Source organism: Henriciella marina, assembly GCF_027213945.1.
GTDB classification, from domain to species: Bacteria; Pseudomonadota; Alphaproteobacteria; order Caulobacterales; family Hyphomonadaceae; genus Henriciella; species Henriciella marina_A.
Genome location: NZ_JAPWGW010000003.1, coordinates 233,416 through 249,608, shown reverse-complemented (window position 1 = coordinate 249,608; position 16,193 = coordinate 233,416). Strand labels below are relative to the sequence as shown.

The window sequence follows — 16,193 nt, the reverse complement described above, 5'->3', positions numbered from 1 at the left end:
TCTCGTCTTTCCGCGAGTGTTCGCAGCCTCGGGCGGGAGGTCAAGTGAGACGAAAAGGCTAGGCGGGCGGCGCTCGTCCTTCGACTTCGCTCAGGATGAGCGCCTTTTCATAAGTGCCGATCATCCCCGCGCACGCTGCACCGGCAATTCGAGCGGCAGCAGATCGACGCCTTGCGGGCGTATCTTAAGACGATGCAGGTGCCTTCGAGGGGGCAGCCATCCTTCTCCCTTCTCCCTTGGGAGAAGGGCCGGGGATGAGGGGGCGGCATCTACAGAATTGACCGAGGGCGGCAGTGATGCCTCCCTCTCAAAGCAGGAGTCGGGCCGGGGTATCACTGCTGGCCAGGGCCCATATCGCAAGGGCAGTCCCCCTCACCCCTGGCCCCTCTCCCGCGGGAGAGGGGAAGGTTTAGTGGGCGTTCTCAATCTTGCGTCACGCTTGACCGCGCCCGCGGTCTGAGCGTCCGTCTTCGGCCATGGGTGTTCGCGCGAAATTGAGTGCGCCGGAGCTGGACCCTCAGATGGCTTCGCCATCGAGGGTGACGCGGGATGCGAGTGTTAGCGCTCTATCCACACCGTTCCGGAGATACCTGCGCAGGCAGGTATCCATAGCGCTCCTTCACAGCTCAGCAAAAATTCGAAATTTACCACCATGGACCCCTGCCTACACAGGGGTCTTCGGGAGGGTGGAGTTTGTTCGGAATGCCCAGACATGGCTGAATGGCAAGGTCTGCGATCTGTCGATTAGACGTCAGTCCCGAGCGGCTTCAACAGCGATCTCAGCCCTGATGCGTTGCCCCGGTTCACCGGGTAGTTCGTGTATCGCATCGGAAAAGCTTATGGATAGCTCGCACAGATCGGGCGATACGTTTTGCCTGTCGGTTAGTGCCTCAAGCTTCGCCTCGCTTCCCCCTATGGAGTACCAATAGTCGATCAGAAGACGCCAATCCTGGGGCGAGGGTTCAGCCAGAGATTTATTTGATTGCAGGCCTCCGCGAATTGCGTCCAGCATCAAATTTCCGCGCATCCGAAGGACGTACCGGATGCCCACGGCTTGCTCCCTAGTCAGCGAATTTACACCGCTGAGGGCAAATTCTGCGCAGGTGACCGGCCCATATTTTTCCAATACGGTTTCATGCATAAGCTGGTCTGCTCGCACCAGGCTCTTCAGCTGACCGTCTGAAGCCTGTCTGATAAAGTCGGCCTTATCGCGCCGAATTCTTGAGACAAGTTGGTTTGCCATTTCCATGATTGCGGTCTCAGAAGGTACTTCATCGCTAGATGCAAGTTGCTCGACAAAGTCTGCATAGGCATCGGGAAACCACGCTTTGATGCGGCGCATCATCGAAGACTTGGACTGCAGCAGTCCGTCCATCTCAGTTATCAACTGCGGCTGTGGATGCCGTTGCGATTGAGATTGCGCAATTGCCAATTGCTCGCTCAAAAGCCCCCCTAGTGCCATCGCAATGAGAAGGCTTTTCCAGCTCACCTAATGCGCCTCCGCCCATGTCTTCGCGGCGTTCGCATCGACGTCCAGCGGGACGGAGAGGTCCAACGCCGGAAGCGGCGCTTTTTGCATGACGCGACGGATGACGGCGATGGTGTCTTCGGCTTGATTCTCTGGGCATTCGAAGACGAGTTCGTCGTGGACCTGCAGTAGCATCTTTGCGTCGAGCTTCTTGGCCGCCAGCGCGCCCGGCATTTCGATCATGGCGCGTTTGATGATGTCGGCGGCAGAGCCCTGGATGGGGGCATTGATGGCCTGGCGTTCCGAGAAGGCGCGCATGGCGCCGTTCTTTGAGTTCATGTCTTTCAGATGCAGCTTTCGGCCAAAGGCGGTCTGGACGTAGAGGTTATCCTTCGCGAATTCCTTGGTCTCATCCATGTATTTCCGGATGCCGGGGAATTTCTGGAAGTAGGCCTTGATATAGTCGGATGCCTCGCCGCGATCGATGCCGAGCTGGTTGGCAAGGCCGAAGGCAGAAATGCCGTAGATGATGCCGAAATTGATCGCCTTGGCGCGGCGGCGGACCATCGGGTCCATGCCTTCAATGGGCGTGTCAAACATCTCGCTGGCCGTCATGGCGTGAATGTCGAGACCTTCATTGAAGGCGGTCTTCAGCGCGTCGATGTTTGCGATATGGGCAAGCAGGCGCAGCTCGATCTGGCTGTAGTCCGCGCTGATGAGGACATTGCCTTCGTCGGCGATGAAGGCTTCGCGGATCTTGCGGCCTTCCTCGGTGCGGATCGGGATGTTCTGCAGGTTCGGATCGGTCGATGAGAGACGCCCCGTCTGTGCGCCCGCCATGGAGTAGCTTGTGTGGACGCGTTTCGTATTCGGGTTGATCGCGTCCTGCAGCGCCTCGGTATAGGTCGAGCGGAGCTTTGAGAGGGTGCGCCAGTCGAGGATGATCTGGGGCAGTTCGTGGCCTTCGGCGGCGAGGGTTTCAAGCTGGCTGGCATCGGTCGACCATGCGCCGGATTTCGTCTTCTTGCCGCCGGGCAGACCCATCGCTCCGAACAGGATTTCACCCAGCTGTTTGGGCGAGCCCATATTGAACTCTGTGCCTGCGGACTTGTAGGCGGCGTCTTCATAGCCTGCCATGCGCTGCTGGAAATCTGCCGAGAGGCGCGAGAGAAAGTCGCGGTCCACCTTGATGCCGTGGCGCTCCATGTCGGCCAGCACCGGGATGAGTGGGCGATCCAGCGTTTCATAGACGGTGGTGACCTTCTCCTTGTGGAGATAGGGCTTGAGGTAGGTCCAGAGGCGGAGGGTGACGTCGGCATCCTCGGCGGCGTATTCGGTCGCCTTGTCGAGAGGGACGCGGTCAAAGGTGATCTGCTTCTGGCCCGAGCCGCAGACTTCCTTGAAGGGGATGGGCGTGTGGCTGAAATAGCGTTCGGACAGCTCATCCATGCCGTGGCCGTGCATGCCGGCGTGCAGCACGAATGAGATCAGCATCGTGTCATCGACGGGCCCGACGTCGATGCCGTTACGATGGAAGACGGTGAGATCGTATTTGAAGTTCTGGCCGACTTTCAGGACGGCAGGATCTTCGAGCAGGGGTTTGAGCGCGGCGAGCGCGTCTTCCTTGCGGACCTGACGGGGCGGGGCGGCATCGAACATGTCGTCCCCGCCGGAATGATCCGGGTCGATATGGCCGAGCGGGATATAGGCGGCTTCATTCGGCGCGATGGCGATAGAGACGCCGACAAGGTCGCAGGTCTGGCAGTCGAGGCTGTTGGTCTCGCAGTCGACACCGACGACCCCGGCCTCATAGGCGCGGGCGATCCAGTCCTCGAGGGTCTTGAAGTCGCGGATACAGGTATAGGCCTCGCGGTCGAAGCCGATATCGGCGGTGGTCGTTTCCTCGATGACGCCGTCAGCCTCAAACGTCTCGCGAACGCGGCGGGTGATGGTGCGGAACTCCATCCTTTCGAGAAAGTCGATGAGGGTTTTCGGGTCCGGGTCGCAGACGGCAAGGTCCTCGACGGGGACTTCGACAGGCACATTCTCGTCGAGCTGGACGAGTTTCTTGGAGATGCGGACCTGATCGGCATGGTCGATCAGGGTCTGGCGGCGCTTGGGCTGCTTGATCTCCTCGGCGCGGGCGAGAAGCTCTTCGACGCTGCCATACTCTCCGAGGAGCTGGGCGGCGGTCTTTACGCCGATGCCGGGGGCGCCGGGGACATTATCGGTGCTGTCGCCTGCGAGCGACTGGACGTCGACCACAAGCTCTGGTCCGACGCCGAATTTCTCATAGACATCATCAATGCCGAGGGTCTTGTTCTTCATCGTGTCGAGCATGGTGATCTTGTCGGTCACCAGCTGCATGAGGTCCTTGTCGGACGACACGATTGTGACGCGCGCGCCTTTTGCGGCGGCCTGGCGCGCATAGGTGGCGATCAGGTCGTCGGCCTCATAGCCTTCGATTTCCAGCGCATGACAGGCAAAGGCGATGGAGGCCTCGCGCACCAAAGGGAATTGTGGGCGAAGGTCTTCTGGCGGCTCATCCCGGTTGGCCTTGTAGTCGGGGTAGAGGTCATTGCGGAAGGTGTAGCTGCCCTTGTCGAAGATACAGGCGAAATGGGTCGGGCGCTCATCGCCCTTCAGCTCTTCCAGCAGTTTCCAGAGCATGTTGGAAAAGCCTGCGACCGCGCCGACCGGCAGGCCGTCAGAGGCGCGGCTGAGCGGGGGCAGGGCATGGAAAGCGCGGAAGATGTATGCGCTCGCATCGATCAGGTAGAGGTGGCTGTCTTCATTGATCGGTGCGGTTGGCATGGGCAGAATCCTTGTTGAGCTCGATTGTTTAGCGATCCAGGCCGTCTTGTGGTAGGGGCAACCGGGCACCGCAATGCAGCAGGGCTGACGCCACGTATATGGTGCTACGGTATCAATGCGTGGTAGACGCGCCGAAACTCTTTGGAATTCAACGAAGTCAGAACGAAGAATATGTCCGCGCAGCCTCACCCCCTACAGCGCCAGCGTATAGCAACGCTGCACCGCTACGAAATCCTTGATACGCCGCGAGAGCGAGACTTTGACGAGATCGTCGAACTTGCCGCGAAGATCTGCGAAACACCGATTTCAGTGGTCAACATGATTGACGAGCACCGCCAGTGGTTCAAGGCGGAAATCGGCCTCGGGACGCGCGAGACCCCCCTGCCAACCTCGATCTGCTCCCATGTGATCCTGGAGTCCGACTTTGTTGAGATTCCGGACACGCTGCAGGACCCGCGTACCGCTGAAAATGAGCTTTGCCTGGCGCCGGAGGGCGGGCTGCGATTCTATGCGGGCTACCTGTTGAAGCCACAGAATGGTTTGCCGCTCGGGACGCTGTGCGTGCTCGATCACAAACCGCGTAAGCTGACCGACTATCAGAAGGAAGCCCTGGGCATACTCGCTCGGCGGGTTATGCGCGAGCTCGATCTAAGACTGGCGCTGCGCGAGCACGAGATCCTGCGCAATGAGATGGACCACCGGGTGAAGAACTCGTTGCAGACCGTTGCGTCCTATGTCCGCGTTTACACGAAACAGTTTAAAAAGGGCGAGATCGACGCGGCCACGGTCCTGAATTCCGTCGCCAGCAAGATTGAAGCGGTTTCCGCCTTGCACGGTGCCCTTCACAAATCCGCTGATGGAAAGGTCGTGCCGCTGGATGATTATCTGGAGGACCTTGTGCGGTATATCCGCGATAGCCTGCCTGAGCGAATTTCAATTGATCTGCAGACGCTCGAAGCCGAGGTCACATCGCAAGTGGCAGGCGCTGTGGGCATTATTGTGAGCGAGTTTGTCGCCAATTCGGTCAAGCATGGTTTTCCCGATGACCGCGAAGGCCGCATCACGATCGAGGTGCGCGGGTCTGGGGATGACATGGTCATCCGATGTGCGGACAATGGCATTGGAGAAAGTGACGATTGGTCGGGCCATAAAGACGCCGCTGACCGACAGTCGAGAAACTCAGGGCTTGGCACAAAGATCGTGGAGTCAGCAGCTTCGCGGATCGGGGCGGCCATCTCCCGTAGTTCCAGTTCCGAAGGTTACGTTCTTGAGCTGACCATCCCGGCGCATCGCAGGACGGCTATTAGCGCCTGAACTGCGGGATGGTTGATCCGGCCCGAGAGGTCAGTTCCCCGTCGAGAAGGTTGGGGAAGCGGTTTTTCTTTTCTTCAGGTGCCTTCAGTGCGGACACCTTGAGCATATCATCGCCATCGGCCCTGTAGTCATTCCAGAGATCGGTAATGACGGCGGAAAACTCTTCGAAGCTGACGCGCCGGTCGAGGTTCGGGTCGAAGCGGACCGGGTTGGCCAGAGAGTTGTCACGGGTCGGCAGGCTACGCGCCCATGCCTGCTGTTCGAGTGCGGTGAGCTCTCCATCGCCATTCGCATCGGCGTCCGCGAACGCCGCTTCGATGCCAGCTGAGAGATCGGTGCGGCTTACGATGCCGTCTTCATTCGTATCGAAAGAGGCAAGAAGGCCGCCGCCAAGCTTCAGCTTGTCGGCCTGCAGGCGCTCCCGGTCGCGCCGGGAGCGGACTTCACCATTGGCCGGCAGGCGGACAATTGCGTCCTCGTCTTCGATGGTAACGTCGTCCGTGCTGACTTCAGTGACCACCAACCGGTCCTGCGCGAGCGAAGGCAAGGCGCAGGCGAAAGCGATGAGGCCGAGGCTCAAAAAGCGGGGCATGAAGTCTCCAATCTACCAGCCCAGAACACAAACTAGCGTGGGCGTTGCAGAATTACCACAACCAGAATGCGTCATTAGTGCGGCTCGCCTGCTTGATCCCGGCAGGACGCTGGGTTAAGTGGCAAAATAAATCATATAAAGGATCATTGATATGGCTAATGACTACGCCGTCGCGGACCTCTCCCTGGCGGGATTTGGCCGCAAGGAAATCGCAATTGCCGAAACCGAGATGCCAGGCCTCATGGCTGCGCGCGAAGAGTATGGCGCAGAGCAGCCGCTGAAGGGCGCGCGCATCGCTGGTTCGCTGCACATGACCATCCAGACCGCCGTGCTTATTCAGACCCTGGAAGCGCTGGGCGCTGAAGTGCGCTGGGCAAGCTGCAACATTTACTCCACGCAGGACCACGCGGCAGCGGCAATCGCCGATGCCGGCACGCCGGTCTTTGCTCACAAGGGCGAGACGCTGGAAGAGTATTGGGACTTCTGCGACAAGATCTTCGAATGGCCGAATGGCGAGCTTATCAACCTCATCCTCGATGATGGCGGCGACGCGACCATGTACATCATCCTTGGCGAGAAGGCCGAGAATGACCCGTCTCTCCTCAACGATCCGAAATCCGAGGAAGAGATCTACCTCTTCAAGCAGATCAAGAAGCGTATCGCTGCAACGCCGGGCTGGTTCGCCAGGGTGAAAAAGGAAATTCGCGGCGTGTCCGAAGAGACCACGACCGGCGTGAACCGCCTTTACCAACTCGCCAAGCGCGGCGAGCTGCCTTTCCCGGCGATCAACGTCAACGACTCGGTCACCAAGTCGAAATTCGACAACAAGTATGGCTGTAAGGAATCGCTCGTCGACGCGATTCGCCGCGGCACCGATGTCATGATGGCCGGCAAGAAGGCGTTCGTCGCTGGATATGGTGATGTGGGCAAGGGCTCTGCAGCGTCGCTCGCAGGCTCCGGCGCACGCGTCACGGTCTCCGAAGTTGACCCGATCTGTGCGCTGCAGGCGGCCATGGACGGCTTCGACGTCCAGACGCTGGAAGACTATGTCAGCGAGGCTGATATCTTTGTCACCGCAACCGGTAACAAGGACATCATCACGGTCGATCACATGCGCGCCATGAAAGACATGGCGATCGTCTGTAACATCGGTCACTTCGATAATGAGATCCAGGTCGAAGGCCTGCGCAATTTCAAATGGGAAAACATCAAGCCGCAAGTCGACATGATCACTTTCCCGGATGGCAAGCGCATCATCCTGCTGTCTGAAGGACGTCTCGTGAACCTCGGCAATGCGACGGGCCACCCATCCTTCGTGATGTCGGCGTCCTTCACCAACCAGACGCTGGCCCAGATCGCCCTTCACAAGAACCAGGGCGAATACAAGAACGACGTTTACACACTGCCCAAGCACCTCGACGAGAAGGTGGCACGCCTGCACCTCGGCAAGCTGGGCCTCGGTCTTACGGAACTGTCCACCGAGCAGGCCGACTATATTGGCGTGACCACAGAAGGCCCGTTCAAGCCAGACCACTACCGCTACTAGGCGGCAGCTGTTCAGACACGTGAAAGAGGGCGCTGGAAAAATCCGGCGCCCTTTTTTTACGCCGGGTTGCCGAAGCAGCCGGAAATAGCGAAAGTGAAGACCGATTTATCAGTTGAAGGAATCAGTTATGCGCAAACTATTGTTCGCCGCAGCGAGTGTGAGTGTTCTGGCTGCGTGCGGCGGCGCTGGGGACGGCTCTGACAGCGACGCGTCGGGCAACCAGTCGTCTGTAAATGGGACCACCAGCGGCGCTTCCGGCGGCACCATCGAGGCGGGCGATGACTTCGCACTGCGCCTCCAGACGGCGCTCATCGAAGCTCAACCCGGCAGCACGATCACGCTGCCGGCTGGCACGTTCGCCATGACGGACGGTCTGACACTGGACGTCGATGGTGTAACCCTACGCGGGGCCTCCCCGTCCGAAACCATTCTAGACTTCAAGAACCAGATGGGGTCTGGCGAGGGGCTTCTTGTCACGTCTGATGATGTCACGCTGACAAATTTCACCGTCCGCGACACCAAAGGCGACGGCATCAAGTCAAAAGGCGCCGACCGCATCACCTATTCAAACGTGAAGGTCGAGTGGCTGGGCGAGCCGAGCGAAGACAATGGCGCTTACGGTATCTACCCTGTCGAGAGCACGGACGTTCTTGTTGAAGGCAGCCATGTGCGCGGTGCGTCCGATGCAGGCATCTATGTCGGCCAGTCCGATAATATCATCGTTCGCGACAATATCGCTGAATTCAACGTCGCCGGTATCGAGATCGAGAATTCCTCGAACGCCGTCGTCAACGGCAATGTCGTTCGCAACAATGCGGGCGGCATTCTCGTCTTTGACCTTCCAGACCTGCCGGTCATGGGCGGAAACACGACCCTGATCAGAAACAATCTGATCGAAGACAACAATACCCGGAACTTCGCCCCTCCTGGTAATATCGTGGCGAGCGTTCCGTCCGGCACCGGTGTCATCATCATGGCGAATGAAAAGGTCATGGTGCGCGACAACAGTTTTGCCAACAACCAGACCGCTCATGTCCTGATTACTGCCTACTCGCAGGACTTCAGCGATGAGGATTACAACCCGCTGCCGCGCAATATCGAAGTGCGCAACAACACTTATGGCGAGAGCGGCTACAACCCGCAGGGCGACCTGGGTGAACTGGCATCTCTCATTGGCGGCAACTTGCCACCGATCATCTGGGATGGGGTCACCAGCTGGGGCGGCAATGATGAGACGGATGTGAACATCTTCATCAATGAGCCTGAGAGTGTTGGCTTCGTGAACCTTGGCCTTGGATCCTATCCGATGGATGTCTCGGCTGCTTCGCCGAGCATGGACCGCCCGGCCGGGGAAAGCATCGGGGCCATCCCAACTGTGAAGCTCTCTCACGCCGAATGAGAAGAGCGCTCGCCGCTTGTCTTGCCCTGTTGCTGCCTGCCTGCGGGCAGCAACAGGTGCCGACAGGGCCGGACATGGAAGCCATTCTTGCGGCGGGGCCAGCCGAGACGCTGGCCGATTATGGGCTTTTTACGGATGCATCGGCGCGAGAGCCCGCAGCGAACGTTATCCCTTACGAACTGATCAACCCGCTCTTTTCCGATCATGCGAGCAAGCACCGGCTCGTCTATGTACCCGACGGGCAGGCGGCTTCCTATCGCGGCGGCGAACAGGTGCTCGACTTTCCGGTTGGCACGGTCCTCATCAAGACGTTCGCATTTGCACCGGACATGCGCACGCCTGATGAAGGCGAGCGCTATCGTGAAACCCGGCTTCTGATTCACAAGGCCGAAGGCTGGGCCGCTTACCCCTATGTCTGGAACGAGGATGAGACCGAAGCGCGCTATGCGCCCGCCGGGGCGTGGCTCGATCTCGCCTTTACCGACCCGTCGGGCATGCCTGTCGAGATCGACTACCGGGTCCCGAACCAGAACCAGTGCAAGACCTGTCACCAGCTCGGCGATGCCATCGCGCCGATCGGTCCGAAGGCGCGCAATCTCAGCCATGAAGGGCCGCTGGGTGTCGGCCAGATCGAGGACTGGACGGCGCGCGGCATGCTGACCGTGGCGCCGGATAGCGTCGAAGCGGTTGCCGATATGCATGATGCGAGTTTGCCGCTCAATGCGCGGGCGCGGGCCTACCTCGATATCAATTGCGCCCATTGCCACCGGGCCGAAGGCTCTGCCTCCAATTCTGGCCTATGGCTTGGCTGGGAGGAGCAGGAGGCCGTACGGATCGGGTTCGGCAAGCATCCAACGGCTGCAGGTCGCGGATCAGGCAGTGGGACTGTGGTGATTGAGCCCGGGGCGCCGGAGGCGTCGATCATGGTGTACCGTATGGATTCGGCCGAGGCAGGTGTCGCCATGCCGGAACTTGGCCGCGCCTTGATCGATGATGCGGGCGTTGAACTCGTCCGGGCGTGGATTGAGGACATGCCCTCGGAGAACTGAAGGCCGGGTCGGAAGTCTACCCGGCTCGGAACCCGCCTACCGCCTGACTGTTGAGTCCCTACACTCGACAGGAGGTTTTCATGGCAGGCGGATGGTCGCGCGACGGCGCGGTGCAGGATCAGATCGACGATTCCATCAAGGATGAGCTGGCGCGCATACAAGCGACCCGCCCTGCGGGTGAGAGCCTGACCCATTGCGCTGAATGCGGCGAACCTATCCCTGAAAAGCGTCGTGAACTGGTCCCAGGGGTGCGCCATTGTATCGAGTGTCAGAGGGAACTGGATGCCGAACGCAGTGCGCGCGGCGGCATCAATCGACGCGGCTCAAAGGACAGCCAGCTCAAATAGCGGGCAGGCCTGCTCAATACAGGAAGGTATGCTTGCCCCGCTGATCGGCTGGCCGCATGATGCCAGCGGGTTCGCGCAGCTGGGGTCAAAGCATGGCGTCATCGCTTTTTCAGAAACTGGCCCTGACGGCGGCTTTTATGGTGCTTTCGCATGCGGCGCATGTGACGGCTGAAGAAGTGCCGGACGTTGAAGAGGTTGGTCAATCCGAAGAGGTCGCAGCCGTCGAGGAAGAGGCGTTGCGATCCGAGGCCGCTCAAGAAGGCGACGAGGACACGGTCCGCGAACCTGTCATGGCGTCGGCCAGTGCGTGGATGGACCGGCCGAAGCTGCGCCTGCCGGAGGATTATCCTGACCGCACCCGCATCTTGCGCGGGGATGTCGACCCTTATGAAGTCTTCTGGGAAGTCCCCGAAAGCTGGGCAGTGCGCGGGGGCATGTATGCCGAACACGACACGTTGGAAGCGTATGGACGCATGCGCGAGGCCGCTGCGCGTGACGGCGTTCACCTCGTCATCTTGTCTGCCTTCCGCTCGTTCAGGCACCAGCGCTTTATCTGGGAGAGCAAGTGGCAGGATCGGCATGAGCGACTGCCCGGGGTTAGCGCGCGAGATATTGCGCTCAACATCATGCGCTACAGCGCCATGCCGGGAACCTCCCGCCATCACTGGGGGACTGAAGTCGACCTCAACGCTTTCAACAATGCTTATTTCGACACACCAGAGGGCAAGCCCGTCTATGACTGGCTGAAGGCGCATGCGGCTGAATATGGCTTCTGCGAGGTCTATTCAGCGCGGGCGAGCGGACGCAAGCTGGGCTATGAGCCAGAACGATGGCACTGGTCATACATACCAACCGCGTCGCGCTATCTTGCTGCCTATGTTGAAGCCGATGAAGCCGCGCCCCACGGCTTTGCAGGAGACGAGGCGGTGCCGGACATCGAGTGGCTTTCCGAATTTGTACTCGGCATCAATCCTGACTGTCTCTGGGATGCATCGCAGGCCGGTGATGGGCGGTCCCTGCCGGCGCCCCTGATCCTTTCAATGGTGGATGAGCTGGCCGAGCATGCCGCCCCGGATGAACAGCCGCTGCTGGATGGCGGGCAGTGCATCCCAGAAGGCTGGACCCATGAGATCCTGCTGCGCTGGAAAGAGAGCGGGTTTCCTCTTTCGGATGGAGAGGGCTCGGCGGGCTATCTTTCGATGCTGGAGCATTGTCTGGCCGACCCCAACCCCGACATTCGCGATGGCATCGCCTATGAAGGCATTACCGACATTCTGCGCTCTGACCGCGCGCAAGAAGCGGAGCTACGCGAGCTGAAGCAGCGTTTGCTGACCCGTCTGGTGAATACAGAAAACGACCCACTTGGGTTTTCGCGTCCCTTCGCAGCGCTGGCTCTGGCTGAAGTCGCGCGGACGGACCGGATCGAGTCGTGGATGAGCCAGGGCGAGCGGCGAACGCTTCTGGCGGCTGGCGCTGACTATACGGCTAATTTGCGCGACTATCGCGGCTTCATCGAAGGCGAGGGCTGGCGGCACGGGGTGGCGCATGGCGCGGACCTTCTGATGCAGCTGAGCCTCAACCCGGAAATCGGTGAGGGTGAGGCGTTCATGATTGCCAAGGCGGTGTTTGACGCGATCGGCGCGGAAGAGGCACCTGTCTTCAGCTTTGAAGAACCAGAGCGCCTCGCCCGCCCGATCCTGTTTCTGGTGCAGCGCGGCCTGCTGACCGAGGAGCAGATTGCGATCTGGATGGAGGTGCTGGCAAACCCTGCGCCGCATGACACCTGGCAGGATGCGCTCGCAGATGGCGAGGCTGACGCGCGTCGCAAAAACATACGGGCGTTCGCCTCGATCCTGCTGGAAACGGCAGAGGGCCGGGAGGAAGGCGACCTCGACGCGGTCATCACCGGCGCCGAACATCTTCTGAGCCGCGTGCCATAAGGGTTACCACCGCGTTAACCCGGGCTTAACGCGAACGGGTCAATCGGTTAACATTTGCGCATTGTGGCGCGACCTGTGGGAAAGTGGCGAAGGTAACGGATGACTGCTGATAACGTCTCCCTGATCATCTCTGGCGGTGCGCTGGCGCTTGGCCTTGCCTTCATCCTGTGGGCCTTGCGGACATCTGACGGCGCGCGCGGCGCGGCGCGCAAGTATCGCGAGCGCTCTGCCGAAGCTGAGACGGATCTCGCTGCGCTCCAGTCTGTGCTTGGTGCACATCCCGGCGTGATACTTGTCTGGCAGGGCGATGAGCTCGAGGACGAAGACGACGATATTGCGCCGCCGCAGATACATGGCTCCCCGGTCGCGCTGGCAGGGCTGTTGAAGTTCACCGATGAGGCGGTGTCCGAGGACCCGTCTATCCGGATCATTGAGGGGCTTGCCGACCTTGAAGCGCGCGACGGCGCTGGCAAGGACACCACGCTGCGCGAACGCCTGCGTGAACTGCGCGAGCATGGCCAGCCTTTCTCGCTGACGCTGATCGGCCCATCAGGCCGCTTCCTTGAAGCAGATGGACGTACGGCTGGCGCGCGGGCCGTCGTCTGGATTACCGATTCGACGATCAAGGGCCTGGAAGAAAGCTCTGCACGCGGCAAGCTGGAAGAGACCCGCCAGATCATCGCACGCGACCCGACCGCCTTCCTCGACATGCTGGGTAAGCTGCCTTTCCCGGCCTGGCGTGTGTCAGGTGTCGGGCGGCTGCAATGGGCGAACGACGTCTATCTGAAAGCTGTGGACGGCAAGTCGTTGGACCAAGCGCTCGATCGCCAGCTAAAGCTGGATGACAAGACTGATGAGCAATTGCGCCGCACGATTACCGAGCAGCGCGACATTGATGCTGTGCGTAACCTCGTCATTGATGGCGAGCGTCGCTCCATGCGCATCTTGAGCTTCCCGCTGTCTGGCGGCGCAGGCGCGATTGCCTTTGATGTGTCAGAGCAGGAAGCTGCCCGCGACGAGCTGAACCGCCATGTGCGCGCGCATGATGAGACGCTGAACCATGTCGCCGATGGCGTCGCCATCTTTGGCCCGGACCGGCGCCTGACATTCTACAACCGCGCCTTCTCCCAAATGTGGGATCTCGATGAGAGCTACCTGCTCGATTCGCCGACCCATGGTGAGCTGCTGGACCGGCTGCGTCAGGACAGGAAGCTTCCGGCGCAGGCTGAATATGCGACCTGGCGGGCCGATGAGCTGTCTCACTACCGTGAAATTACCGGTATCGAGGAAGACACCTGGTCTCTGCCTGATGGGCGTACGCTCTCTGTCACGCGCCAGCGCCACCCGATGGGCGGGCTGCTGCTGCTGTTCAAGGACATCACCGGCGAGCTTGACCTGCAGACGCGCTTCAATGCGTTGATCAAGACGCAGACCTCGACGCTTGATAGCCTTCGTCAGGCTGTGGCGGTGTTCGGTTCTGACGGCCGACTGAAGCTTTCCAACAAGGCATTCGAATCGCTCTGGCATCTTGATGCGAGCGACGTGAAGAATACGCCGGACTATGATGATGTCATCGAAGCATGCCTGCCGCTCTTCAGCGACCGAAACCGCTGGAGCGAGATCAAGGGCCATATCACCGACCCTTCAGCGAATGCACGCCGGACCACCGAAGGCGAGATGCAGCGCGCGGATGGCACTGTGCTGCACTACATCACCCAGCCTTTGCCGGATGGAAACACGCTGATCGCCTTTGCTGACGAGACGGCCCAGCGGGCCGTTGAAGGCGCGCTCCGTGGGCGCGCTGAGGCGTTTGAGGCGGCTGACAGGTTGAAGACAGAGTTCGTGCGGAATGTCAGCTATCAGCTACGCTCTCCGCTGACGACCATCCTCGGCTATGCAGAATTTCTCCAGTCGGAAACTAATGGTGAACTAAATTCGCGTCAGATGGACAATGTGAATTCGATCCTGACCGCCTCCGACCATCTCAACAAGCTGATTGAGAACATTCTCGACCTCGCCCTGATAGAGGCCGGACGAATGGATCTTGACCTTGAGGACTTTGCTCTTGTCGAAATCGTGCAGGAGGGCATCGACCTGACTGTCGGCAAGGCATCGGATACCGAAATCAATGTTCATGCGGAGATCGGTGACAATCTCGGCACAATCCATGCCGACAAGCGCCGTATCCGCCAGATCCTGTTTAACCTGCTTTCGAACTCCATGCGGTTTACCGAGCCGGGCGGCGAAATCACTGTCTCTGCGACGCGCGTCGAGAACATGGCGATCCTGTCCGTGCGCGACACCGGCAAGGGCATTGATGCCGAGCATCAAGCCTCAAGCTTTGACAGCTTTACCTCGTCTGACCAGCGCGGTGCCGGGCTTGGCCTTGCGCTCGTAAAGAACTTTGTCGACCTGCATGGCGGTAATGTCGGTATCAAGTCGACCCCCGGCGGCGGAACCGAAGTTGTCTGCTGGCTGCCAGTGACAGCGACGGTCAGTCGTCAGACCGATTGGGATGTCGCGCCTGCACGCGCATCTGCGTAACGCACCCCAAAAAATCGCGCCGTCAATGGATGTGGCGGGTTGAACCGCGCCTGCTTTACCTTGAAAACGCATCTGAAGGCCGCTCGCATATGCTTCTCTGCATAGCGAACGGGCACCAGACGGAGAGATATTTTCATGGCTTTTAGTGGACTCACACCCCGGCATGACTGGTCACGAGAAGAGATTGGGAATCTGTACGCCCTGCCTCTGGATAGCTTGATGGGTCAGGCGCTGGCCGTGAAGTCCGCGAACTGGGCGGATGGCAAAGTTCAGAAGAGCCAGCTTCTCTCCATCAAAACTGGCGGCTGCGCCGAAGACTGTGGCTATTGCAGCCAGTCTGCGCACTTTGATACGGGGCTGAAGGCTGAAAAGCTGATGCCGCTTGAAGACGTGGTCGCCGCCGCACGCGAAGCAAAAGAAGGCGGTGCGGACCGTTTCTGCATGGGCGCAGCCTGGCGGAATCTGAAAGAACGCGATGTGCCCAAGATCGCTGCCATGATTTCAGCCGTGAAGGCAGAAGGTCTGGAGACCTGCGTCACCGCCGGCATGCTGGAACCGCAACAGGCTGTCGCGCTCAAGGAAGCGGGCCTCGACTATTACAACCACAATCTCGATACCTCCCGCGAGTACTATACCAGCGTCGTCTCGACCCGAACTTATGAGGACCGCTTGGAGACGCTGGCGCATTGCCGGGAGGCAGGACTGAACCTGTGTGTCGGCGGCATTCTGGGCATGGGCGAAGGGCGCGATGACCGCATCGGGCTGATCCATGAGCTATCCAAGCTTGATCCTCATCCAGAAAGCGTGCCGATCAACATGCTGGTGCCGATCAAGGGCACGCCGCTCGGCGAAAGCCCGCCGGTCAGCGTGATCGAGATGGCGCGAGCCATCGCTGTCTGCCGGATCGTTTTTCCGAAAAGCTGGGTTCGTCTGTCGGCTGGCCGTGATGAGATGAGCGAGGAAGGTCAGGCGCTCTGCATGCTGGCTGGGGCCAATTCGATTTTCGTAGGCGACCGGTTGCTGACGACCGATAATCCAGGCGAGACGCGGGACGAGGCACTGCTGGGCGCGATGGGCTTTGAGCATGCCAGCCGGGAAGAAACCGCGACTGCTCAGCCCAAGGCCAAAACCCGGCTGATCGGCGCCTGACAAATTGATCCTGGTCTTGTCGGAGCGGCAT

Annotated in this window: 11 protein-coding genes; 8 read left to right on the top strand and 3 right to left on the bottom strand. The window is 59.9% G+C overall.

Annotation, left to right across the window (positions count from 1 at the left end):
- Positions 1–751: 751 nt before the first annotated feature.
- Together O4G74_RS10420 and polA are read right to left on the bottom strand one after the other, a co-directional pair.
- Complete coding sequence (locus tag O4G74_RS10420; RefSeq protein ID WP_269402547.1) at positions 752–1,489, bottom strand: hypothetical protein; 738 nt, start codon at positions 1,487–1,489, stop codon at positions 752–754.
- Positions 1,490–4,282, bottom strand: coding sequence for a DNA polymerase I (polA, locus tag O4G74_RS10415; RefSeq protein WP_269402546.1), 2,793 nt, complete (start codon positions 4,280–4,282; stop codon positions 1,490–1,492).
- A 171-nt stretch (positions 4,283–4,453) separates the two neighbouring features.
- Between polA and O4G74_RS10410 the strand changes: the two genes are divergently transcribed.
- Positions 4,454–5,596 (top strand): histidine kinase dimerization/phosphoacceptor domain -containing protein, encoded by a 1,143-nt coding sequence (locus O4G74_RS10410; protein ID WP_269402545.1) that lies wholly within the window; start codon positions 4,454–4,456, stop codon positions 5,594–5,596.
- Here O4G74_RS10410 and O4G74_RS10405 read toward each other — a convergent pair.
- The gene (locus O4G74_RS10405; RefSeq protein WP_269402544.1) at positions 5,586–6,188 is read right to left on the bottom strand and encodes an EF-hand domain-containing protein; all 603 of its coding nucleotides are present in this window, start codon (positions 6,186–6,188) and stop codon (positions 5,586–5,588) included. The two genes, O4G74_RS10410 and O4G74_RS10405, sit on opposite strands and share 11 nt — an antisense overlap.
- A 151-nt stretch (positions 6,189–6,339) precedes the next feature.
- Here O4G74_RS10405 and ahcY point away from each other — a divergent pair, with 151 nt between their 5' ends.
- The 7 genes from ahcY (at position 6,340) to bioB (ending at position 16,162) form a co-directional block, all read left to right on the top strand.
- On the top strand, positions 6,340–7,734 hold the full coding sequence (gene ahcY, locus O4G74_RS10400; protein ID WP_269402543.1) for an adenosylhomocysteinase: 1,395 nt from the start codon (positions 6,340–6,342) through the stop codon (positions 7,732–7,734).
- Positions 7,735–7,861: 127 nt separating this feature from the next.
- Positions 7,862–9,133 (top strand): parallel beta-helix domain-containing protein, encoded by a 1,272-nt coding sequence (locus O4G74_RS10395; RefSeq protein ID WP_269402542.1) that lies wholly within the window; start codon positions 7,862–7,864, stop codon positions 9,131–9,133.
- Entirely contained in the window at positions 9,130–10,182 is a 1,053-nt protein-coding gene (locus O4G74_RS10390) for an SO2930 family diheme c-type cytochrome (RefSeq protein WP_269402541.1), read from the top strand. Before O4G74_RS10395 ends, O4G74_RS10390 begins: the two co-directional genes overlap by 4 nt.
- Before the next feature lie 80 nt (positions 10,183–10,262).
- Entirely contained in the window at positions 10,263–10,529 is a 267-nt protein-coding gene (locus tag O4G74_RS10385; RefSeq protein ID WP_269402540.1) for a DksA/TraR family C4-type zinc finger protein, read from the top strand.
- 92 nt (positions 10,530–10,621) lie between these two features.
- Positions 10,622–12,469 carry a DUF2785 domain-containing protein gene (locus O4G74_RS10380; protein ID WP_269402539.1) on the top strand — a complete coding sequence of 616 codons (1,848 nt, stop codon included), beginning with the start codon at positions 10,622–10,624 and terminating at the stop codon, positions 12,467–12,469.
- Between the two features lie 99 nt (positions 12,470–12,568).
- On the top strand, positions 12,569–15,013 hold the full coding sequence (locus tag O4G74_RS10375; RefSeq protein ID WP_269402538.1) for a sensor histidine kinase: 2,445 nt from the start codon (positions 12,569–12,571) through the stop codon (positions 15,011–15,013).
- Between the two features lie 135 nt (positions 15,014–15,148).
- Entirely contained in the window at positions 15,149–16,162 is a 1,014-nt protein-coding gene (gene bioB, locus O4G74_RS10370) for a biotin synthase BioB (protein WP_269402537.1), read from the top strand.
- Positions 16,163–16,193 lie beyond the last annotated feature (31 nt).